The sequence below is a fragment of the Colwellia sp. MB3u-45 genome (assembly GCF_014077005.1).
In the GTDB taxonomy this organism is placed as follows: domain Bacteria; phylum Pseudomonadota; class Gammaproteobacteria; order Enterobacterales; family Alteromonadaceae; genus Cognaticolwellia.
Map to the genome: position 1 here is coordinate 465,701 of NZ_JACGVC010000053.1, position 21,625 is coordinate 487,325.

24 protein-coding genes are annotated in these 21,625 nt (G+C 38.6%); 17 read left to right on the plus strand and 7 right to left on the minus strand.

The annotated features are described in order from the left end of the window. Window positions 1-186 precede the first annotated feature (186 nt). The 5 genes from H4J41_RS17240 to H4J41_RS17260 form a co-directional block, all read right to left on the minus strand. Window positions 187-1,944: an alpha-amylase family glycosyl hydrolase gene (locus H4J41_RS17240; RefSeq protein WP_182137344.1), complete on the minus strand. Its 1,758-nt coding sequence runs from the start codon at window positions 1,942-1,944 to the stop codon at window positions 187-189. A 15-nt stretch (window positions 1,945-1,959) separates the two neighbouring features. After that, window positions 1,960-3,186 carry a glycosyl transferase gene (locus H4J41_RS17245; protein WP_182137345.1) on the minus strand — a complete coding sequence of 409 codons (1,227 nt, stop codon included), beginning with the start codon at window positions 3,184-3,186 and terminating at the stop codon, window positions 1,960-1,962. 13 nt (window positions 3,187-3,199) lie between these two features. Next, the gene (locus tag H4J41_RS17250) at window positions 3,200-4,042 is read right to left on the minus strand and encodes a mannosyl-3-phosphoglycerate phosphatase (protein WP_182137346.1); all 843 of its coding nucleotides are present in this window, start codon (window positions 4,040-4,042) and stop codon (window positions 3,200-3,202) included. Next, complete coding sequence (locus H4J41_RS17255; protein ID WP_182137347.1) at window positions 4,039-4,920, minus strand: kinase; 882 nt, start codon at window positions 4,918-4,920, stop codon at window positions 4,039-4,041. The genes H4J41_RS17250 and H4J41_RS17255 overlap by 4 nt, the downstream gene beginning before the upstream one ends. Window positions 4,921-5,277: 357 nt before the next feature. Beyond that, window positions 5,278-6,150: a LysR family transcriptional regulator gene (locus H4J41_RS17260; protein WP_182137348.1), complete on the minus strand. Its 873-nt coding sequence runs from the start codon at window positions 6,148-6,150 to the stop codon at window positions 5,278-5,280. A 107-nt stretch (window positions 6,151-6,257) separates the two neighbouring features. Here H4J41_RS17260 and H4J41_RS17265 point away from each other — a divergent pair, with 107 nt between their 5' ends. The 4 genes from H4J41_RS17265 to H4J41_RS17280 all read left to right on the plus strand — a co-directional run bounded on the left by H4J41_RS17265 (window position 6,258) and on the right by H4J41_RS17280 (window position 7,693). Further along, complete coding sequence (locus H4J41_RS17265) at window positions 6,258-6,761, plus strand: lactoylglutathione lyase family protein (RefSeq protein WP_182137349.1); 504 nt, start codon at window positions 6,258-6,260, stop codon at window positions 6,759-6,761. Window positions 6,762-6,945: 184 nt separating this feature from the next. Then, window positions 6,946-7,215 carry a DUF6482 family protein gene (locus H4J41_RS17270; RefSeq protein WP_182137350.1) on the plus strand — a complete coding sequence of 90 codons (270 nt, stop codon included), beginning with the start codon at window positions 6,946-6,948 and terminating at the stop codon, window positions 7,213-7,215. Continuing rightward, a complete protein-coding gene (locus H4J41_RS17275; protein ID WP_259363392.1) occupies window positions 7,215-7,481 on the plus strand; it encodes a DUF3081 domain-containing protein in 267 nt (88 codons plus the stop codon). Before H4J41_RS17270 ends, H4J41_RS17275 begins: the two co-directional genes overlap by 1 nt. Further along, window positions 7,478-7,693 (plus strand): TIGR02450 family Trp-rich protein, encoded by a 216-nt coding sequence (locus H4J41_RS17280; RefSeq protein ID WP_182137351.1) that lies wholly within the window; start codon window positions 7,478-7,480, stop codon window positions 7,691-7,693. The genes H4J41_RS17275 and H4J41_RS17280 overlap by 4 nt, the downstream gene beginning before the upstream one ends. 426 nt (window positions 7,694-8,119) lie before the next feature. Here the strand turns inward: H4J41_RS17280 and H4J41_RS17285 are convergent, their stop codons facing one another. Together H4J41_RS17285 and H4J41_RS17290 are read right to left on the minus strand one after the other, a co-directional pair. Further along, complete coding sequence (locus H4J41_RS17285; RefSeq protein WP_182137352.1) at window positions 8,120-9,136, minus strand: GGDEF domain-containing protein; 1,017 nt, start codon at window positions 9,134-9,136, stop codon at window positions 8,120-8,122. Between the two features lie 426 nt (window positions 9,137-9,562). Next, window positions 9,563-9,979: a DUF3429 domain-containing protein gene (locus H4J41_RS17290; RefSeq protein ID WP_182137353.1), complete on the minus strand. Its 417-nt coding sequence runs from the start codon at window positions 9,977-9,979 to the stop codon at window positions 9,563-9,565. Window positions 9,980-10,140: 161 nt separating this feature from the next. Here H4J41_RS17290 and H4J41_RS17295 point away from each other — a divergent pair, with 161 nt between their 5' ends. From H4J41_RS17295 to H4J41_RS17355, 13 genes are all read left to right on the plus strand, one after another. Then, the gene (locus tag H4J41_RS17295) at window positions 10,141-10,653 is read left to right on the plus strand and encodes a DUF2878 domain-containing protein (RefSeq protein ID WP_182137354.1); all 513 of its coding nucleotides are present in this window, start codon (window positions 10,141-10,143) and stop codon (window positions 10,651-10,653) included. Continuing rightward, the gene (locus H4J41_RS17300) at window positions 10,643-11,278 is read left to right on the plus strand and encodes a chalcone isomerase family protein (RefSeq protein WP_182137355.1); all 636 of its coding nucleotides are present in this window, start codon (window positions 10,643-10,645) and stop codon (window positions 11,276-11,278) included. The genes H4J41_RS17295 and H4J41_RS17300 overlap by 11 nt, the downstream gene beginning before the upstream one ends. Beyond that, a complete protein-coding gene (locus H4J41_RS17305; RefSeq protein ID WP_182137356.1) occupies window positions 11,275-11,826 on the plus strand; it encodes a DUF3833 domain-containing protein in 552 nt (183 codons plus the stop codon). Before H4J41_RS17300 ends, H4J41_RS17305 begins: the two co-directional genes overlap by 4 nt. A 410-nt stretch (window positions 11,827-12,236) precedes the next feature. Then, window positions 12,237-12,803 (plus strand): LON peptidase substrate-binding domain-containing protein, encoded by a 567-nt coding sequence (locus H4J41_RS17310; protein ID WP_182137357.1) that lies wholly within the window; start codon window positions 12,237-12,239, stop codon window positions 12,801-12,803. Window positions 12,804-12,879: 76 nt separating this feature from the next. Further along, window positions 12,880-13,506: a sigma-70 family RNA polymerase sigma factor gene (locus H4J41_RS17315; protein WP_182137358.1), complete on the plus strand. Its 627-nt coding sequence runs from the start codon at window positions 12,880-12,882 to the stop codon at window positions 13,504-13,506. Beyond that, window positions 13,499-14,188 (plus strand): ChrR family anti-sigma-E factor, encoded by a 690-nt coding sequence (locus tag H4J41_RS17320; RefSeq protein ID WP_182137359.1) that lies wholly within the window; start codon window positions 13,499-13,501, stop codon window positions 14,186-14,188. Before H4J41_RS17315 ends, H4J41_RS17320 begins: the two co-directional genes overlap by 8 nt. Before the next feature lie 11 nt (window positions 14,189-14,199). Further along, complete coding sequence (locus H4J41_RS17325; RefSeq protein ID WP_182137360.1) at window positions 14,200-15,159, plus strand: DUF523 and DUF1722 domain-containing protein; 960 nt, start codon at window positions 14,200-14,202, stop codon at window positions 15,157-15,159. A gap of 187 nt (window positions 15,160-15,346) precedes the next feature. Continuing rightward, a complete protein-coding gene (gene phrB, locus H4J41_RS17330) occupies window positions 15,347-16,747 on the plus strand; it encodes a deoxyribodipyrimidine photo-lyase (RefSeq protein WP_182137361.1) in 1,401 nt (466 codons plus the stop codon). Window positions 16,748-16,916: 169 nt separating this feature from the next. Then, window positions 16,917-17,396: a nuclear transport factor 2 family protein gene (locus tag H4J41_RS17335; RefSeq protein WP_182137362.1), complete on the plus strand. Its 480-nt coding sequence runs from the start codon at window positions 16,917-16,919 to the stop codon at window positions 17,394-17,396. Then, window positions 17,393-18,190 carry an SDR family NAD(P)-dependent oxidoreductase gene (locus H4J41_RS17340; protein WP_182137363.1) on the plus strand — a complete coding sequence of 266 codons (798 nt, stop codon included), beginning with the start codon at window positions 17,393-17,395 and terminating at the stop codon, window positions 18,188-18,190. Before H4J41_RS17335 ends, H4J41_RS17340 begins: the two co-directional genes overlap by 4 nt. Then, complete coding sequence (locus tag H4J41_RS17345) at window positions 18,187-19,470, plus strand: NAD(P)/FAD-dependent oxidoreductase (RefSeq protein WP_182137364.1); 1,284 nt, start codon at window positions 18,187-18,189, stop codon at window positions 19,468-19,470. Before H4J41_RS17340 ends, H4J41_RS17345 begins: the two co-directional genes overlap by 4 nt. Continuing rightward, window positions 19,463-20,296: a DUF1365 domain-containing protein gene (locus H4J41_RS17350; RefSeq protein WP_182137365.1), complete on the plus strand. Its 834-nt coding sequence runs from the start codon at window positions 19,463-19,465 to the stop codon at window positions 20,294-20,296. The genes H4J41_RS17345 and H4J41_RS17350 overlap by 8 nt, the downstream gene beginning before the upstream one ends. A 30-nt stretch (window positions 20,297-20,326) precedes the next feature. Continuing rightward, the gene (locus H4J41_RS17355) at window positions 20,327-21,553 is read left to right on the plus strand and encodes a cyclopropane-fatty-acyl-phospholipid synthase family protein (RefSeq protein WP_310649818.1); all 1,227 of its coding nucleotides are present in this window, start codon (window positions 20,327-20,329) and stop codon (window positions 21,551-21,553) included. Window positions 21,554-21,625: the final 72 nt, after the last annotated feature.

The window sequence follows — 21,625 nt, forward strand, 5'->3', positions numbered from 1 at the left end:
GTATACGTAATTAGCTGGGTTTACGATCACTTAACGTACTTAAACTTATCGATTTTTGTTGGTTAATAGCTAGGTTTATTTGTGGTTATAAGCTTTATTTGCCTGTAAAAAAGCTATTGTCAGTATAGCCTGATAGCCCAGAGCATTAATAACACAGAGCCATACCTGCTTGCACAAAATGGCGCGTTATATACGCTCTGCTTTGTTAGCTATCCATACGGTTTGATAAGGAGATAATATTATCTCTTGGCTTAACTCGGTAATGTTTTCCCCCGTGATTAATTCTACCCAAGTTTGGGTAACGATCAAATTAAGTTCGCTTAACGGCAAGGCGACAGCTTGGTCTGAGACGTTACTGACACAAAATATACTTTGTTTTCTGTTTTGGCTTTGTCGCCAAAAACCAAATAATTGTAAGCCTAAATGTAAAGTAAATTGGGTGGCGTTGGGATGAAATGCGGGTTGTTTAATACGAATATTTAACAATGTTTTTAAGCTTGAAAGCACTTTTGCGTGATGTAAACTACTATCAGCCAATGCGGCCTCTAGAGCCTCTTCATGCCAACAATGGCGATTGATTGAGCGGTTATTATGCGTGTTGGCCAATTTTTTATAGTCGTTTTGTGTTCCTAGCATGCTGTGAATATAAATTCCGGGTATACCTTCAAGGGCAAACATGACGGCATGTGCACAAATAAAACGTTCAAAGTTCCAGTGGTCTTTACCTGCAACCGTACCTTGTAGCGCATCATAAAGGGCAATATTCATTTCATAAGCTTTTTGCTCGCCAGTGTTTGAGGTTCGCCATGAAATTTTACCGCCAAAGCTCTCAATAGTATGAATTAAACTATCAAGCTCAGTGTCACTTAATAATCCTTCTGCTGGACGCAGACCAATGCCGTCATGTGAGGCAATAAAGTTGAAATACAGGGTACCGTCTTGTGAAGGTGGCATGCTCATTAGCCAGCGTTTTAAATATAAACAATTACCGGTCAGTAAAGTGTTTATGAGTAAGGGTGGCAATGAAAAGTTATAGATACCGTGGGCTTCATTAGCGTTACCAAAGTAGGTAAGGTTTTGGGTGTTAGGAATATTGGTTTCAGTAATGATAATCGCTTGCGGGTCTGCAGATTCAATTAAGGTGCGTAATAAGCGCACAATTTCATGAGTTTGAGGTAGGTTAATACTATCGCGGCCAACAATTTTCCAGATAAAGGCAATGGCATCAAACCTAAATATTTTCACCCCGCTATCAAGATATTGTCGAATAATTGCAGCAAATGCTTTTAATACTTCGGGGTTACGAAAGTCAAAATCGACTTGGTCGTGACTAAAAGTACACCAGACAAATTTTTGCCCTTTGCCGGTGTTCACTTCCTTTAGTAAGGGTGATGTCCGTGGTCTTACCACCGCAGAAAAATCATCGTCTAACTGCGCGGTAAAGAAAAAATCATGCCCTATTCCTTCGCCTTTGATGAAGTTATCAAACCAAGCACTGCGGCTTGAGCAATGATTAATCACCAGATCTGACATCAGTTGATAAGCTTGACTTATTTCAGTGATATCTTGCCATGTTCCCAGTGATTCATTAACCGATGAGTAGTCAATAACCGAAAAACCATCGTCAGAGCTATACGGAAAAAAGGGTAATATATGTACACTGTTGATGGTGTTTTTTAGATGATTATCTAAAAATACTTTTAAAGTGTGTAACGGTGGCTGAGCTGCTTTTATGATGCTATCACCATAGGTAATTAAGACAATGTCTGCTTCTGACCAATGATTGCTAAAAGGTGTTGGCGCCAGTACTTCGCTTGGTAAGCGCATAATATCAATCAGCGCATCGGCAATATCATCCGTTGCTTGCTCAAGTGCTACCTCGTGATAAATAGTTGAAAGCTGTTGAATTAACTTGTTTTTTAACGGTTCAATTTGTGCGGGCATCGGCGATATCTTCCTTTATTTTTGATTAAACTCTTCGTTGTCTAACTCTACGGCGGTTTTTAATTGAGATAAAATATCGGGAATAGCACTCACCACACGGTTCCAAGAGGGAATAAAAGGCGTTTCCATTGGGTTTGCTAAGAAAGTGTTGCCTGCAGTTAAAATATTTTGCGCGAACATTTCTACTGCTTTTTCTTCATTATGAATATCAAGTTCCAGTCCATTCATCATCGCGTCATTGCGATAGGTTTCAACATAATCTAAAGCAATGCGATAGTAAGTTGCTTTTAAGGTTCTAAACTTTTCAGCGCTGAAGGTTTCACCTTGAGTGGCAAGTTTACGAATGAAAGCTTTGCTGATATCAATCGACATTTTTGATAGACCACCCGCGGTATTATCTAACGATAAGTCTTGATGCTTATGATCATAAGTGGCGGCAATATCCACTTGGCATAAGCGGTTTGGTGAATAGTTGCGATACATTTCAGATAATACGCCAATCTCTAACCCCCAATCACTTGGAATACGAATGTCATTTAATACATCGCGTCGAAAAGAGAATTCACCCGCTAAGGGATACAAAAAACTGTCCATATATTCTAGGTAGTCGCAATGGCCAACCGTTTTTTTCAGCGCTTTGATCAAAGGGGTGACCAACAAGCGAGAAACCCGGCCATTTATTTTTCCGTCAGCAACACGAGCATAAAACCCCTTGGCAAATTCATAGTTAAATAATGGGTTGGCCACGGGATACAGCAGTCGGTCGAGTAACTCTGTTTCATAAGTGAGAATGTCACAGTCATGAAGGGCGATGGACTCGGCTTTACCTGAGGATAAAATATAGCCCATGCAATACCAAACATTGCGGCCTTTGCCGAGCTCTTTTGGTGCTAAACCTAAGGCCTGTAATTTTGCATCTATTGCTTGTAATCTGGGGCCATCATTCCATAACACTCGATGGTGTTGAGGTAGCTGAGAAAAAAATGATAACGCGTGTTGGTATTGCGCTAAATCTGCTCGGTCTAAGCCGATAACAATTTCAGATAGATACTTTACCTGTTTTATTTTATGAATAATATCGGGTAAAGCTTTACCCTCTAGCTCGGAAAACAGCGAGGGTAAAATGAGCCCTAATGAACGTTTTTTTGAAAACGCTAGTAACTCAGCGGCCATATTTTCTGGCTCGCGCTGGGCCAAGTTATGTAATGTTGTCACCGTACCATTTTGATAGAAGTCAGCCATGATTTACCTCAGATTAAGTTGCTTGTGAACCTAGTTGTTTTGCTAATAGTTGTTGAATCGCTTCTGCCCAGCCTTCGGGGCCATATAACTGGGTTTGACTGGTTTTGTATTGTCGATACAGCGGCGGAAAATCGTGCACCGGTGAGCGTATTTGCACGGCAATATCTGCGGCTTCTAACATGGGTGTGTCGTTTTCACCGTCGCCTAGGGCAATGGTGTAAACCGTGTGGCGGCTAAAATATTCGCGATATTGTTGGGTTAACCAAATAAGCGCTTGGCCTTTATCACAGTAACCACCGACATGAATAAAGCGTCCTCCTTGGACAACGCTGGCGCCTAATGCCACTAAATGTTCGATAAAGGCTTTTTTTGTGCTGTTATCACCTATCCATTGCACGGGTTCACTATAGTGTCGCTGTTTTGCCCGCTCAGCTTGCGCTAAATCTAAGCCCGTTATTTTGCCCACGGCGGCGGCTGAGAGGGTTGAAAAACCGTGGAAATATGGCTGAAATTTTTCACTGTGCTCGTTCAGTAACTTTAGCCAATATTGTCTTGGTAAACAGAATGATTTTACCCAATAGTTACCGATGAGTTCAGTCTCTGCCGGTTGGGTAATAAAGGTATTAATAGGGATGTAAACGGCAGCGCCATTTTCGATAATAAAGGGCGTATCAAGCTTAAGTTCAGCGCGAATAATCTCTAATTCAGCCAGTGTTTTACTGCTATTTAAGATCACCGGAATCTTGGCTTTGCTTAACTGTTGCAGTGTTTGACTTGCCGGCGTTGACTGATAGCTATAATGGTCAAGCAGCGTGCCGTCGAGGTCACTGAAAATAATGGTTTTTGTCGCACTCATAGATCTTCCATAAAGGGCGTTTTGGAAATATTTCTCGCGTAATCTAAGTAAAAAATAGCATCAGCAGTCTGTGAAATGCTCAGGCATGCTTGCACACTCAATCGTTGAAAATATTGCGTGAAATTTAAGATACCAGCAGATTTCATTATTTTTGAATTCGGTAAACCCATATTCTTGTCTTGCAATTTTTGCTCTTGCTCTAAGCGCCATTGGTAAACACAGTCGAATGACGGTGCTTGCAGTGCTAACCAGAAATTCATTGTTTTATATAAAGGTTGATAGTTATTTTTAAGTTGTTGATTAACATAATGGCGCCATTCACCCTTGCTGTCATGCTTGAGCTCAAGTTCATTAACCGGGGCTTTTAATTGCTCGTCAGTTTGTGGCTTTACGCCCCAACACCAGCCTTCTAGTAAAATAATGTCTGCTGGCTTGTTAACTATTGGCCACTGTTCTGCAGGGTATGGTTCGTCAGTGGCTTTATTAAACCTTGGGATAGCAAAGCCTGTTTGCTGGGCTTTTAACTTTGTTAAGGTACTTGCTAGCATTGTCATGTCGTGCGTGCCAGGCACACCACGAGTTGCTAATAACGGGTGAATGTCATTAGCAAGCTGCTGGCGTTTTTCACCGGTGAAATAAAAGTCATCTAACGACATCACTACAATGGTTAATTGATAGGTGGTGGCCAAATATTCAGCGATAAAATCAGTCAGTGTTGATTTACCGCTGCCTTGACAGCCATTAATACCGACAAAATAAGCGCCATTATTTTTCGTAAACTGACTGAATATTTGCTCGGCGAGCGGTTGGTAGTGCTCTTGTGCTGTTAGTTTAAAATTTTCTGGCAGTTTGTGGTGTTTAATAAAATTTGAGAGCATAATTTTTACTTTAGCTAAATAGTAATATAATTATACTTACAACTCTTATGCCATTAATTTAGTCACTGAATTTAGGGTGTAATCTATTGTAAAATAATGATTATTTTATTTTTGGTGCTGAATGTTAAAAAATGACAACACGGCGTAAAGGGCAGTAAATGAACAATTTGCTTTATTTTGGTGCAATTAGCTATTGTGCTTAACCATTGTGGCTAGCGAGTATATTCGTTAAGCGCGGCATTAAATATCACCTGGTTCACTGACCTAATTTCATCAGTTAGCATTTCATTAGTTAGTAGTGCATCACTGATAGCGGCTTTGTTTCAATAACTAAGAAAACTAAGATAATTAAGATAGCTAAGCGATAAAGTCAATAATGGCGCTTTTGATATATTTGCTGCGGTTGTTTTCAAGTGAGTGTCGGTTCTGACATAAATACAGGGTTTCATTCACCGAATGTGCTAATAAATGCATCTTTATTTTTTCTGGTTTACTAAAGGCTTTTACAGCATATAAGGGTAAAACGGTAAAACCAAGTCCGCGGCTAACCGGTTCAAGAATTAAGTTAATTTGATTAGAAAACCCTTGGTGCTCAAATTGGCTAATGTGTTCAAATTGAGCATAGTTTTTACTGAGCAGCGCTTGTGCATGGTGCTCACCGTCAGGATGGTCAATAAAGCCTAGTGTGGTTAGTGTTTGCCAAGTGATGGTACTAACCGTATTTGGAGTGACTAGCACCAGTGGCTCAACCGCGACTTTTTGGCTGATAATAGTGGCCGCCTTACTTAGCTCAGTGACCAAGCCAATATCGATTTTACGCTCAGTTAAGTCTTGCTCAATATTTTTATTCGGCGCAAATTTGTAGTTGATGGCTAATTGCCTGTGCTGTTGTTGAATATCGAGCATATAAGGATAGAGCTTTAAGCCAATACTGCCCGGCGAGGCAATTTTTACTGTACCTATGTAAGGATCATCTTGTTGGATTGCTTTTTCTAACTCTGCTGAACTTTGCAATAAGCTTTGTCCTTGTTGATGCAATTTTATGCCGGCGTCGGTAAGCGAAAAAGACTTGCCTTCGCGCATCACTAACAAGGTGTTTAGCTGCTGTTCTAGCTTTTTTACTTGTTGACTAACCCCAGACTGGGTCATAAAAAGCTGGTCAGCCGTTCTAGTGAAGTGGCCAACATCAACCAGTGTGCAAAAAGTTTTTAACCAAACAAGATTTATCATAACAAAACGTACTTAACTTCATAACTAATGATAATTTTTTATAATTTATAACATTGTCTATACTTTGTCCATCACATTAAAAAAAGTTATTAAAAGAGGTTATTAACATGAGCAAAGCCTATCCAAGAACATTTTCACATATTGGTATTTCAGTACCGAGCGTAGAAAAAGCGGTTAAGTTTTATACTGAGGTTTTAGGTTGGTATTTAATTATGGCGCCGACAGAAGTTATTGAAGACGACAGCGCCATTGGCGTAATGTGCACTGATGTTTTTGGTGCTAATTGGGATAAATTCAAAATTGCCCATATGTCGACTGGCGATCGTATTGGCGTGGAGTTATTTGAATTTAAAAATCAGCAAAATCCAGAAAATAACTTTGAATATTGGAAAACGGGTATCTTTCACTTTTGCGTGCAAGATCCAAATCTTGAAGAGTTAGTTGAGAAAATAGTCGCTGCCGGTGGTAAAAAACGTATGGCAGAGCCACGTTACTATTACCCAGGTGAAAAACCTTACCGTATGATTTATATGGAAGACCCCTTTGGTAATATCCTTGAAATTTACAGCCATAGTTATGAATTAACTTATGCTCAAGGCGCCTATCAATAATCAGTGTTTCTAGTGTATAGCCTTTCACTTCTAGCTTAGCTCCCTGTCGGCAAGCCGAGAAAGGGGCATTTTGAAGTGGAACGGTTATATAAGGTCAATCATATTGAACTTTATGTCTATTTAACTCGTATATGTTGTTAATAAAGGTATACGATTAATACGAGAAATAGACCAATGGAGGTTTATGATACAATCAAGTTCAATACCTTCTTCAGAGCCCATTATTATCGCTGTTGCAGGTGCTACCCATTATTTAGTAGGGGTTATCGACTCAAGTGATAACTTTGTTGGATTAGGAGAAGACTCGGTAGAAGTTGTTAATTCTATCGTCGAAGCAAAAGCGTATTTAAGAGGCAACAATATATTTTCTGCACTGCTTGAGATAGACAGTGCTTTTGATGAAATGTGTGGCCAATCAAAGAAAAGCCGTTACCGTCAGAGGATCTTGTGCTAATGATGAAAAATAATACTGTCGCCTTAAGTGATTTATTACAGGTGTTTAATTTAGTCACCACCCAAGGTAGCAAAACTGAGGGTAACTATGAGTATCAAGGTATAACCGCTTGGCATGACTTCGATGGTTATACCTGTTTTTTAGGCTATAAAGACTTAACCTTAACCTTGTTGTTTCATGGTCGTTATACTTTTGATTTCGAGCAGCAAGAAACTTTAGATGTGTTCTTATCTAAGGTAAATAAACTATTGCTTGCAAAAGCATGAACAGAGTAAATCCAAAAGTATTGCTGCATAGTAAGTGGACCAAGGTGAGTGTTGAAAACCGAGAAAAGCATTTTGTTATCACTGAGGTAGAATTTGATGAGCAGAAAAATGTTATTGAGTGTCTTATCACCGCGGTTATTAATCATAATGAATACTCAATAAACTGGCGAGATTTAAAACAGCCTACGCTCTGGCGCTTTGGCTGGCAGTAAGTCTTGGCAGACAGATGAGTTGAAGCTTTATTTTTTCATTTTTACCTATATAAATAAGATCTTAAAGCCAAAAAAACATTAAATCAACAAGATGAATTACTCATCTGATTAAGCGAGTGATAACAATACCAATATCCGCTAATCACCGCCAGTAGCGTCGCCTTCATCATTTGCACTCAAGTCTATTGCTAGCTTTAGTATTTCACTATATTGACGGAGCGCTGGTATTAATATGATTAATCTATCTAGATTTCTCTTATTTTGAATGAGAAATAGATATTACTACCCAGCATTGCTTTGCCAGCACATATTCATCGGAGTAAAAATGTGCTCAAAGATAAATATCCACTTTGATAGTCCTATAACAAATTTTTATGCCGGGCATAAAAGTTAAGTGACGCTTATTTATCTTTTTTTAAATGTTGTTTAAAAAAAGTCTACGCTACCGCCTTGAATGTCAGATTTTTTAGCTATTCCTTGACTCAGCATATTTTCAAAAAAAGTAATTTGATTTTTACCACTTTTTTTACTTTTATATAAAGCCTGATCTGCATAATCGATAGACGTTATATGAAAGGTTTCTTTCTTAAGTTCAACTACGCCGATACTAACAGTTACTGTATCTAAATTTGGAAATTGATATTCTTCCACATTACGTCTAAAACGTTCTAGAATTTGCATGCATTCCATTTGGTTATCAGCACTCAATAGAATAACAAACTCTTCTCCTCCAAAACGGAATTGTAAATCTTCGTTTCTAAAGTTTGAGCGAATAATTTGTGCTAAATGAATTAATATTTCATCACCATAAAGGTGTCCAAATCGATCGTTAACATGTTTAAAATCGTCGATATCAACCATCACTAACCAATATTTATGGCTCTCTTGAATTCGTCTGTCACGTTCTACTTTTTTGTACTCTTGGGGCCGCGTGTTAAAAATATTTGAAATAGCAGAGTCAAATGTTTTTCTGTTGGCAAGCCCGGTTAATTCATCCGTTTGAGATTCATTTAACAGTTTAATAAAGTTACTGTATATGCTGAGAAGACCTGAGAGGATATAGTCACTTTCTTTGGCCATTTTTTCTTCTAAATTAATGATTAAGAATTGCTCGCTTTTCCTATCATGATGCAGTAGATGTATTACGGAGTAACCGGTTTTAGTTTTTACGGTCAAGGTTGCCAGAGAAGAATCATGCATGTGCTCAAAACTACGTCTTAAAGCACTCTCTACCTCAATAGAGCTGTCATTAACAGTGTAATGACTGTTCTCAAAGAAGATATGAGCTCTAATATCTCCCTTTTTATTAACAGTAATTATCCTTGTTGATAAGCAACTTATCATGCTATTAACGCTTTTCAACAGACTAAAAGCCAATAGCTCTGTGTTACGCTGAGAAGTGAAATTAGCTATGTGGTTGATAATTGTGCTCGATTGATACATTTAAATACTACTTTTGGTTAATGCAAATTAAAAGAAATATTTTTCATATCTCTAACAAGGACTCTAATAATATTGTCTTGGTGTAAAGTCCAATTGTCTAATTATTACTCTGAATTTATAGGCTGAGAAAAGTAGTAGTCCTGTACTAGATTAAATATACCTTTGCGATGAGTCGTGTTGATAGCTTTAACGATAAACTGCTTCATTGCGCATGTGTTCACTAAATATTTACTACCATGGTGAGCAAGTTTTTATATTCATTGTAGCATTTTATGGTTTAACCCACCAATCAGCGGCATGGCTGACTTAGAAGAGTAGCGGATACTTTCACCGATTATTAATGGCAAATTTTAAAGTTAAATTAAAGTTTATTTAATAGCGGCGTAAAGTCTTATTTTCATTTCTGAGCCTATACATCTGACTCGGCTAAGTACACCACAAGAGAACCGCAATAATATGCATTATTACCACTAGCGTAGTCAGTTTCAGCCGCATGCGTAAATAAGACTTGTGTTCATTTTTAGCAGTATCAAAGTAGTATTCACAGCATAAAATCGCTGGGTAACTCACCGCCAATATTACCAGTGCTAGATAGTTGGGTAATAACAGAGCAAAAAAAGCAAGTAAACTGAATATGTTACTGCAGAGCTGTAATTTAATACTTAATTTATCATTGTGCTTGCGCCACAGTGTGCCAGCAATAAAGCTTAAGATGATGGCGCTGTAAAATATAAATACCTGCTCGGCGGCGATATTTAATAATGTAGGACTGAACTTTTCAAATACCAGTGCGAGGACGAAGGGAGCTAATCCTAAATAACCTAAGATTTGTTGCATTTGCATAGTAAGATCTTTTCAATATTTATTGTTCAGCATACGAAATTTTTTAGCATATAGATCATAAAAAACCTGAGCAGACTAATCTTGTTTACAGTTTATTACGTACAATTGACTAAGTTTGCATAAAGGCACGTTATGAGAATAAAGTTATGGTGAATAAAGTGATGAAAATTAAATCTCCACTATGGAATTTAGTCGCGTTCAATGTCGCTTGGTTTGGCTTGGTTTTTATTGGCGATTTATTTGTTCCGATTGCAGCCATTTTGTTTGGCGCACAGCTTTGGTATTTTAAGAGCACTACAAACGAAATATTATTAATCTGCTCAGTGGCAGCGCTTGGTATTTGCTTAGACCTTGCTTTAGTTTATTCAGGTGTTTTTATTTTTCCAGGTACCGAGGGTATTCCTTTTTGGCTTATTACTTTGTGGATTGTTTTCGCTAGTACCATACGCCATAGTTTAGCTTTTCTAGCCAATTCTAAGTTACTGCAGTTTGTTGTTGGCGCCATATCAGCACCATTAAGTTATCTGGCCGGAGCAAAATTAGCCGTGGTTGATTTAGGGCTATCAGTAGGGTCTAGTTATTTATTACTGGCCTGTTTGTGGGGGCCGTTCATGGTATTTATGTTTGCGCTAAGTGGTTGGTTACTGGTAAAGGAAAAAAGTTATGTTGGTTAATGTCAATCTTATGTCTACGCTTACACTATTAATTGGGCTATTTTCTTTCAATGCCCTAGCGAATAACCCGATTGAAAGTGTTACCCCTAGTGAAGTGGCAGTCGTCAGTGATGAAGGTTTGATGAAGTGTCAAGCTTCTGAACAAGTGTCTATTATCGCTAACGACTTAACAAAGTTGACTACCGAGCAGCACTTTACCTTATTGGGTAAAGCCAAGTTCTCAGTTTTGTTTTGGGATATTTATGAAAGCTCGTTATTCACTACCGATGGCCAACGACCCTTTAGTAACCTATGTCAGCATGCCTTGTTTGAAATACATTACTTACGCGACATCAGTAAAAAAGAATTAATAGATAACACCGTATCGCAATGGCAACATTTATCGCTTAATGAAAATGAATATTTAGCTTTTTTGCCTTTACTAGAAAAAATATGGCGAGATATTAATGCTGGAGATCGCTTGTCGATGTTAAGCCAAAAAGGTATAAGCGTATTCTATTTGAATAGGCAAAAAATAGGTGAAATTGAAAGTTTAACTTTTGCCAAAACATTTCTTCGTATTTGGTTAGATGAAAACACCAGCGAGCCTAAACTACGACAACAGCTATTAGGGAATAATATATGAGTAAACATGCGAAATTGGCGGCACTTTTTTGCTTAGTCTTTGTACTTTCAAGCTGTACAACAAAATTAGAAGATTATCAGGCTACTGCTCCTCAACTCGATATACAGCAATATTTTTCTGGCAAGTCGATAGCCTGGGGCATGGTACAAGATTACAGCAGTAAAGTGACTCGGCGTTTTTGTGTTGAGCTTGATGGCCAATGGCAAGGTGACGAAGGTGTGTTAAAAGAAGTATTTTACTTCGCTGATGGCGAAGTTACTTTTCGTAATTGGCAGCTAACCAAGTTAAAAGAAGGTAAATACTTGGGTAGTGCTGGAGATGTTGTTGGTAAAGCTGTCGGTCAACAAATGGGTTTTGCCTTTCAATGGCAATATGAGTTATTGGTACCAATAGACGGTGAAGAAGTGCAATTGTCACTTGACGATTGGATGTATCGAATTGATGAGTACCGAGTATTTAACCGCACAAAAATGAAGAAATTTGGTGTTACTGTGGCTGAAATTACTTTATTTTTTGATAAAGAATTGCCGGTAAAAAGCTGTCAATAAGGCCTTGAATTCATCGTTCTAGCTGGCATTGACTATCTGAACCAAATTACTGTCTGACCCTTTGCCCTTGTTAGGGCTTTTTTTTGCTGATTGCTGTGATCGTTTTTTGTTTTTACCACGTATAACTCTTCAATATTGTTAAAGATTATTGCTTGTTGTATTTCCTGTTTGACTCTTTGCCCCTCTGACTCTTGATGGGGCTTTTTTTTGCTCATTGCTGTGATCGTTTTTTGTTTTTACCACGTATAAATCTTCAATATTATTAAAGATTATTGCTCGTTGTATTCCCTGTTTGACTCTTTGCCTCATCTGACTCTTGATGGGGCTTTTTTTTGCTCATTGCTTTGATCGTCTTTTGCTTTCAACACGTATAACTAATATCAATCCATTAAGATTAGTTATTGTAAACTATGCCAACTATTAATTTGCCTATTTTCCCATTGCCAATATTTTTGTTACCTCGAGGGGTAACTCGACTGCGTATTTTTGAAGCGCGTTATTTAAAAATGGTCTCGCTAGCAATGAAAAACCAAGGCTTTGTTATTTTTTCGCATGACAGAGATGAAAAAGCTAAACCTATGTCAGTCGGCAGCTGGGTCGAAATTATTAACTTTGACCAAGGTGAAGACGGGGTATTACTGATTGACGTACGCTGTAAATGCTTAGTCGATATCAAGGCGATTACCCAAGACACTGATAAACTGCATCACGGCGTTGTCACCGCTAAAATCCATTGGCCTGATATCAGTCTAGATAAAACCACCGATAAACTGGCTAAGTCATTAGGTAAAGTTTTTATCGACAATGCTGAGTTAAATGCCTTATATCCAAAGCAACATTTTGATCAAGGCGATTGGGTGGTAGCGCGCTGGTTAGAATTGATACCGGTTAAACTTGCTGAAAAAAGTTTGTTTGTCGACAAAGATTCGTATAGCCAAGCGAAAGAACTGTTACAACGTATTATTTTATCTGAGTAGAAAAGGTAAAATAATGTGATCTAGATCTATTTTTGTTGCGTATATAAAAATATATGTCAAAAAATGGGTAAGAATTATGCTGTCAGTGCATTCAGTGTTGCCAAGTCATAAGGCAAATGCTACATCTAATAACATGACTAATAAAATCAATCATCCAGAACTCTGTCAATGGCTGAAATCAATCGCTATTGATAGAGACAAACAAGCATTTACTCAAGTGTTTAAGTTTTTTGCACCCAAAATACAGCGTATTGCGCAAAGTAAAATCAATAGTGAAGCACTCGCTGCAGAAGTTGTTCAAGACACTATGAGCAATGTCTGGCGCAAGGCGCACTTATTTGATGATAGTAAAGGGGCTGCTACTACTTGGGTTTATACTATCATGCGTAACGTTACCTTTGATCTATTACGTAAAATGAAAGCCAATAAAGAAGACAACCTCAGTGACGACATATGGCCGCTTGCTGAATTGGCAAACACTGAAGAAGAGGTGTTTACTGACCATATTCAAAGTCGAAATTTACAAGGCATAATTGCCACGCTACCTGAAAACCAACAACAGGTAGTGAAAGGTTTCTATTTTATGGAAATGTCACAAGAGCAGCTTGCTGTTCATCTTGATTTACCACTTGGCACAATAAAATCACGACTTCGGCTTGCACTTGGCAAACTTAAGTTAAAAATAGGAGACCACAATGATTAAACACCACCCTAAATTTGAATTGTTACAAGGTTTTGTGGATGGTGACTTACCCGCTTCACTTGCTGCCGGTATAGCGATACATACTAACATGTGTGCTTCTTGCCAACAGAAAGTAAGCCAACTAACAGAACAAGTTGCAGAGGCCAGTTTTGAGCAGAGTTTTCATCATAAAGTTATTGTTAATGATGAGGAAAACTTAACGGAAATCGCCGAAATGGACTTTGATGATATGATTAATCAGATTACCGCTTCTGATGACGTTGCACCAACAAAAGCCTTCTATGATGAACGTTCAATTAACTTTAAAGGTATGCAGTACACTTTACCCAGTGCCTTGCGCAATATTGAGTTAGGTAAAACTGCACAAATAGGTAAATTATCACGCGCACGGTTAAATTTAGGCGAAGGTGAAATTCATACTAATTTATTGCATATAGGGCCTGGGGGTTCGATACCTGAACACACCCATAAAGGTTTTGAGCTCACACTCTTACTAGCTGGTACCTTTGCTGATGCACAAGGTCAATATGTGGCAGGCGATTTTATTATGCTTGATAAACGCGATCAGCATCAGCCAGCTACCGAAGATGGTTGTCTTTGTTATACCGTGGCTAATGATGCACTGCACTTTACCCAAGGTATAAATAAGTTACTGAACCCTATTGGTGCTTTCATTTACTAATTGAGCTGGCTATGTATAAAGAATTCGAAAAAGCAGATGTTATTATTGGCATTAGTGCATGCTTAATAGGTGAAAAAGTCAGGTTTGATGCCAGTAACAAACCGTCAAATTTTTGCATAAAAGAACTTGGTCAGCATGTTACTTTTAAAGCCTACTGCCCTGAAGTGGCGGTTGGCCTACCCGTACCTAGGCCCACTATACGTTTGATTAAAGATGATCAAATGATAAAAGTGTCGCGTCCAGATGGCTCGGGCGATGTAACGAGCGCCATAAAAGCTTACGGTAAAAAAATAGCCTCCCTGTCTAAAAACCTCAGTGGTTATGTGTTTTGTGCTAAAAGTCCAACTTGCGGCATGGAACGCGTTAAAGTGTATTCACCTACCGGCAATCAGCTACAAGTCCAAGGTGTTGGGGTTTTTTCACGAGAGATCATGAAAGCAAATCCGCTGCTACCTTGCGAAGAAAATGGTCGCTTGAATGATCCCATTATCAGAGAAAACTTTGTTGCACGGGTATTCGCTTATCGCCATTGGTTAGCATTGGTTGAATCTGGCATCACTAAGCATAAATTGACCAGTTTTCATGCCCAATATAAATATACCTTGATGAGTCATGACTTTGTTGCGAGCAAGCAATTAGGGCGTTTGTTAGCCAGTGCTGATATGGCGCTGGAGCAAATGGCTGAGCAATATATCTCTGGCTTAATGGCCGCATTAACGCTAAAAGCAACCCGTAAAAACCATGCTAATACGCTATCGCACATTCAAGGCTATTTTTCTACGCACTTGGACAGAATGCAACGCAAAGAGTTATCCGAACAAATTGATGCTTACCGTTCAGGCTTAATGCCATTAGTGGTGCCACTGACCTTGATTAAGCATTATTTATTAGCGCACCCTAATTCTTATTTAGCTCAACAGTCATATTTGAATCCTTATCCTGAGTCGTTAAAACTCAGATACGGTTATTAATACCCATTTCATTCATTAGGTGGTCTACTTTATACGCAGGAAAAATGGCCAAATATAAGGCATTTATTTAATAGCTAGTTGTGCTAATTATTAAATAAATAACGCCGTAGTTGATTATTTTAACCAGTAAAAATGATCAGATAATGAGTGAGATTGGTATAACATAGTTAATTATTAAGGAACGTCCTTGTTACTTTGGTTTCGCAACGATATAAGAATTCACGATAATCCCGCCTTAGATTATTTTCTTGAACAACATAAGGGGGTTGACCCCGCTCAGGCGATATTTTTTGTCAGTGAAAAACAGTGGTTAGCTCATGATTGGTCAACAATAAAAATTGATTTTATAAAACGTCATGTCAATGCACTCGCCGAGCAGCTGTTAGCTTTAAATGTTAGTTTACAGGTTGTTCATTGTGATGATTTTTCTGAGCAAGTTTCATTTTTAAAAAATTATTGCCAGCAACATAATGTTAGCGAAGTGGTGGCTAATAAAGAGTTAGAAGTTAATGAAAACCAACGCGATAAGTCTTGTCTTGAGCAAGGTATTCCACTACGCATGTTTGAAAGTGATGTTATCGTTGAAAAAGGTAAAGTGCTAAATAAAAGTGGTGAAATGTATAAGGTGTTTACCCCGTTTAAACGCGCTTGGTTAACTTATGTAAAACAGCATAGTTTTCCTTACCTTGGTAAGCCTAGCCCTAAAGATTCAACCACGCCAAACAGCCAAGCAGCGCTGACATTAAACACGCCTTTACACTGTTCTAATGAATCGGCGGCATGGCCTTTGGCTGAACAAGTTGAACAAGAAGTTATTCCTGACTTTTACCGATATAAAGTGGCGGGTTACGGACAAAAACGTGATTTTCCTGCCATTAAAGCAACCTCTGGCTTATCACCTTATTTAGCGATAGGTGCGATTAGTCCACGCTATTTACTGCTGTTATTTATCCAACGTTTTCCTGATATTTTAGTCGCGTCAGACAGTGAGGAATTTACTTGGCTAAATGAGCTAATATGGCGAGAGTTTTATCGAAATTTAGTTTTTCATCAACAGAGTTTATCTAAACATCAATGCTTTAATCCTAAATACCGCACTATGATTTGGCCTAATGACCCCGAGTTATTCCAGGCATGGTGTCAAGGAAAAACCGGCTACCCTTTGGTTGATGCTGCCATGAGGCAACTTAATCAAACAGGCTGGATGCATAATCGACTGCGTATGGTGGTAGCGAGCTTTTTGACTAAGCATTTACTTATTGATTGGCGCTGGGGAGAAAAATACTTCATGCAGCAGCTTATTGATGGTGATCTTGCATCTAATAACGGTGGTTGGCAATGGGCGGCAAGTACCGGTTGTGATGCACAGCCTTATTTTCGTGTATTTAACCCGATTAGACAAAGCGAAAGGTTTGATCCAAAAGGCACCTTTATTCGTAAATATATGCCAGAGCTGGCGAAATTACCTGATAAAGAGATCCATTTTCCACACCAATACATGGCTAAAGAAAAGTTATCATCTTATTGGCCAGCCATAGTAGATCACAAGCAAGCTAGGTTAGCTGCTCTTGAGTTTTATAGGGTGTGATCGTCATTAGGTATTAATGTTCAGTCTTGAGCAATACAAATGTGTTGTTGAAATTTTAGCCTGATTACTTATGCTGAAATAAAGCTGAGGCATTAATTTAGCCTAAGTAATCCAATAGCTATTATTTTTCGCATAAGGGACTAATGTGACGATAAAATAAAGAGTATTTATGTCAAATAAAAATGTTACGCAAGCGGCTAAATTTAGTGCTCAACCCCAAGATGCAGTGTGGTTAGCTAAATTTATTGATACCTACCAAAAGCTCTCAACTGATAATTTGCAGTTGCTAGCTGACGTTTACCACCAAGACATTGTATTTATTGACCCGATGCACCAACTAACAGGCTTTAAGCAGTTAGAAAAATACTTTAAGCAACTTTATCAAAAGCTGAGTTATTGTGAGTTTACAATTGAACACGTTATAGCGCATGACTCTGAGGCGGCTATTTACTGGCAAATGAGTTACCAACACCCGCGCTTAAATTCAGGTGACATTGTCACTGTGCAAGGTAGTTCACATCTTAAAGGCGTTGGCGATAAGGTTGTTTATCATCGAGATTACCTGGATTTAGGTGCTATGCTTTACGAGCAATTACCTTTGTTGGGTCGGATTATTCGCTCGCTTAAAAATAGGGCTGCAAACGCATGAATATAAAACCTACCATTCTGATCACAGGCGCTACTTCTGGCATAGGCGAGTCATTGTTACAGCACTATTTAGCCCATGACTATCAAGTTATTGCTTGTGGCCGTAATCAAGAAAAGCTTAAACAATTAGCCACTGATAATGCCAATGTTGTTCCTATTGCTTTTGATATCACTGATAAAGAACAGATCCGTGCCGCAGCAAATAAAATTAGCGCTATAGAGCGCATTGATATTTTAATGCTTAATGCGGGTGATTGTCGTTATATTGATAATGCTAAAGCCTTTGATGGTGAATTGTTTGCTAGCGTTATAGCGACAAACCTGCAATCTCTGGGCTATTTGCTCGAGTACTTTTTGCCAAAAGTTAACGCGGGTGGGCAAGTCGTATTTGTCAGTTCTAGTGCAACGTTATTGCCCTTTCCACGGGCAGAGGCTTATGGCGCTTCTAAGGCTGGAATTGATTATTTAGCCAAAAGCTTACGGCTGGATTTAAAAGCAGAAAATATAGCAGTTACCCTAGTTCATCCTGGATTTATTAAAACGCCATTAACCGATAAAAATGACTTTGCTATGCCGTTTTTATTGACCAGTGAGCAAGCGGCCAGTCGTATTTACCAAGGTGTTAGTGCCCGGAAAAGCTACCTGCATTTCCCTAAAAGGTTAACCTTGACCATGAAATTATTCGCACTGCTGCCAGATTTTATTTGGCAAAGTATTGCTTTAAAAAATGAGAAAGCTTTAAGCAATGAAAAAGCCTTAAAGCAAGAGAAAGAGTTAAGGAATGACAAAAAATGAAACGTATCGCCATTATAGGTGCCGGTGTCTCGGGTTTAACCACAGCTTATTTATTATCAAAAAAGCATCAAGTCAGTGTTTTTGAAAAGTCTGCTCATATTGGCGGACATACCGCGACAGTTGATGTTGAGTTGGAAGGTCAGTCTTATGCCATTGATACTGGGTTTATTGTCTTTAATAATAAAACCTACCCAAATTATTTAGCATTACTAGACGAAATTGGTGTCGGTAAGCAAGAAACAGAAATGAGTTTCTCAGTGCATAACTCAGCGACAGGCATGGAATACAATGGCCATAATCTCGATACCTTGTTTGCTCAACGCCGTAATATATTCAACCCTAAGTTTTGGTGGTTAGTTAAAGAAATTCTCCGATTTAATAAGCTGTGTAAGCAAAGTTATCAAGCGAAAAACTATCAGGACAGCCTAACCTTAGGTGAGTTTTTACAAGCAAATAAATTCAGTGACTACTTCGCTGAACACTATGTTTTACCTATGGGAGCGGCTATTTGGTCTAGCTCTTTGGCGCAGATGCAAGTATTGCAATTTCATTTTTTTGTTAAGTTTTTTCATAATCATGGTTTATTGAATATCGCTGATCGTCCACAGTGGTATGTAGTGCCCAAAGGTTCAAGAAGTTACTTAGCGCCACTGTGTAAGCCCTTTGCTGACAATATCCACCTTAATGCGGATATTACCGCGGTGACTCGGGAAAACAACGCAGTGCAGTTACATTTTGCCAATGGTGAAAGTCAAACCTTCGATGAAGTGGTTTTAGCCTGTCATTCAGATCAAGCTTTGGCATTACTCGCTGATGCTAGTGAGCAAGAGCAAAAAATACTAGCTGCTATACCCTATAGCGCAAACTCAGTGGTGTTACATACCGATATTAATTTATTACCAAAAAGAAAAAAAGCTTGGGCGAGTTGGAACTATCAATTGAGTGCTAACAGAACTAAACCCGCTAGTGTTACTTACAATATGAATATTTTGCAGGGCTTGAACGCCAAGCACACGTTTTGCGTCACCTTAAATCAGCGTGAAGATATTGATCCAAGTAAAATTTTACGCGAATTTACTTATCACCATCCGGTGTTCTCAACCAGCTCTATTAACGCCCAAGAGCAACGCTCAGCAATATGTGGTAAGCAAAACACTCATTTTGCTGGTGCCTATTGGTATAGCGGCTTTCATGAAGACGGAGTTAGAAGTGCGGTAGATGTTGGGCAGCGATTTGATTGTTATTTACAAAAGAATCAGCCGGAACATCACGATGGTTAAGCCTTCAACACATAATCACATTTATCGTGGCCAGATAACTCATCGACGATTCACACCAAAGTCGCACAGCTTTAGTTACCAACTATATATGCTGGCACTAGACGTTGATGAGATGCAAGCTAAGCAAAGTCCAAAAGGTATTTTTGGCTTTTCTTGGTTTAATCTCTTGAGGTTTAAAGAAAATGATTACCTTAGAGATGAACCAGAATGCCTTAAGCAGCGTATAGTGAATAAAGTACATGCTTTATCCAGTGGTGAAGCATCTTGTGATGCAGATATAAGTCGCATCACCATGTTAGTTCAAGTTAGGTGTTTAGGGCTATATTTTAGTCCGGCAAATTTTTATTTTTGTTATAACGCTGATGAAGTTTGTACGCAAGTGTTGGTCGAAGTCAGTAATACACCATGGAATGAAAGGCATTATTATTTAGTGCCGCTAGCAAGTAGTGATATTAACGTCCCAGATTTAGCGCCACATGTAACGGATAAAAACTTCCAAGTATCGCCTTTTATGGATTTAAATATGTGCTATAAATGGCTGATTAAGCCGCCAATGGCCGATAGCTCAACATTATTAGTGCATATAGAGAATCACAGTAACACTGTTAATGATAATGGCAGTGAGGTAAGTACGGGCGAAAAAATATTTGATGTAACCATGAAATTAACCAAAGCGCCTTTTTCGAGGGCGTCGTTATGGCAACTCTGGTTTAATATGCCCGTGATGACCTTAAAAATAGTGTTGGGCATATATTGGCAAGCCATGAAGCTCTTCTGGAAACGTATACCCTTTATTGGTTATCAACAAGGTAAGCCGAAAAGGTAAACCAAAAAAACTTAAAGCAGGAGTTTAGTGGTGGAACAAGTGTCAGGACTGAAAATTAAAAAGCCAGCAAACTGGTTAGATAAACGCTGTCGTAGTTTAGTGTTGTCGGTTTTTGCAAAACTGAAAGTTGACCAAATTGAATTAGTCGACAATGGTGAGCATTTTCTTTTTCCCGAGGTTGTTCCAAGCAACGCCTTAATGGGCCGAATGAATATACATGACCATAGTGCGTATCGTGATTTTGTTAAAGGTGGCTCTATTGGCGTAGCAGAAGCTTATATTGCTGGAAAATGGAGTAGTCCAAATTTAACCACAGTCGTGCGTATATTTGCTCGTGCCCAGCAAGAAACTGATGCACTTGAAAAGCAAAGACCTTGGCTATCAAAGATTAAACATACCTTGTTCCACCGTCGTAATGGAAACAGCCAGTCAGGTTCAAAAAAGAATATTTTGGCTCATTATGATTTAGGTAACGAACTTTATTCACGTTTTCTTGATCCTGAAATGATGTATTCATCAGCTATTTATCCAGATCAACAAGCGAGTTTGGCGCAAGCACAACTGCATAAAATGTCGACTATTTGTCAACGCTTAGAGCTAACAGCCGATGACCATTTATTAGAAATAGGGACAGGTTGGGGTGGTTTAGCTATTTATGCCGCACAGCAATATGGTTGCAAGGTTACCACGACAACAATTTCTGATGCGCAGCATGAATATGCCAAAGAGCGCATTGAGCAGTTAGGGCTAGCAGACAAAATAACCTTGTTAAAAGAAGATTATCGCGACTTAACCGGTGAATATGACAAGTTAGTTTCAATCGAAATGATAGAAGCGGTTGGTTTTGAATATTTACCCAGCTTTTTTAAGCAGTGTAATGCCAGATTAAAACCAGGTGGTAAATTGTTGATACAGTCAATTACCATTGCCGATCAGCGTTTCGATTATTACAAACAGAATGTTGACTTTATTCAGCACTATATTTTCCCTGGTGGCTTTTTACCTTCTATTACTGTACTTACCGGGCACTTGACTGAATATACCGATTTAGTGACTGAATCGATTAGTGACATAGGCTTAGATTATGCAAAAACCCTAGCCCATTGGCGTGAAGCCTTTTTAAACTCTTGGCCTGAGCTCAAACCTTTTGGCTATGATGAAGAGTTTAAAAAACTTTGGCTTTATTATTTCGCCTACTGCGAAGGTGCGTTTCTTGAGCGCGCCACCAGTACAGTACATTTAGTCGCGAGAAAATAACGGCTATTGCTTCATTGCTTAAAGCAGAAACAGTAACTATTCAAGTTGTTGTTTCTGTTTTTTTTTATTAAA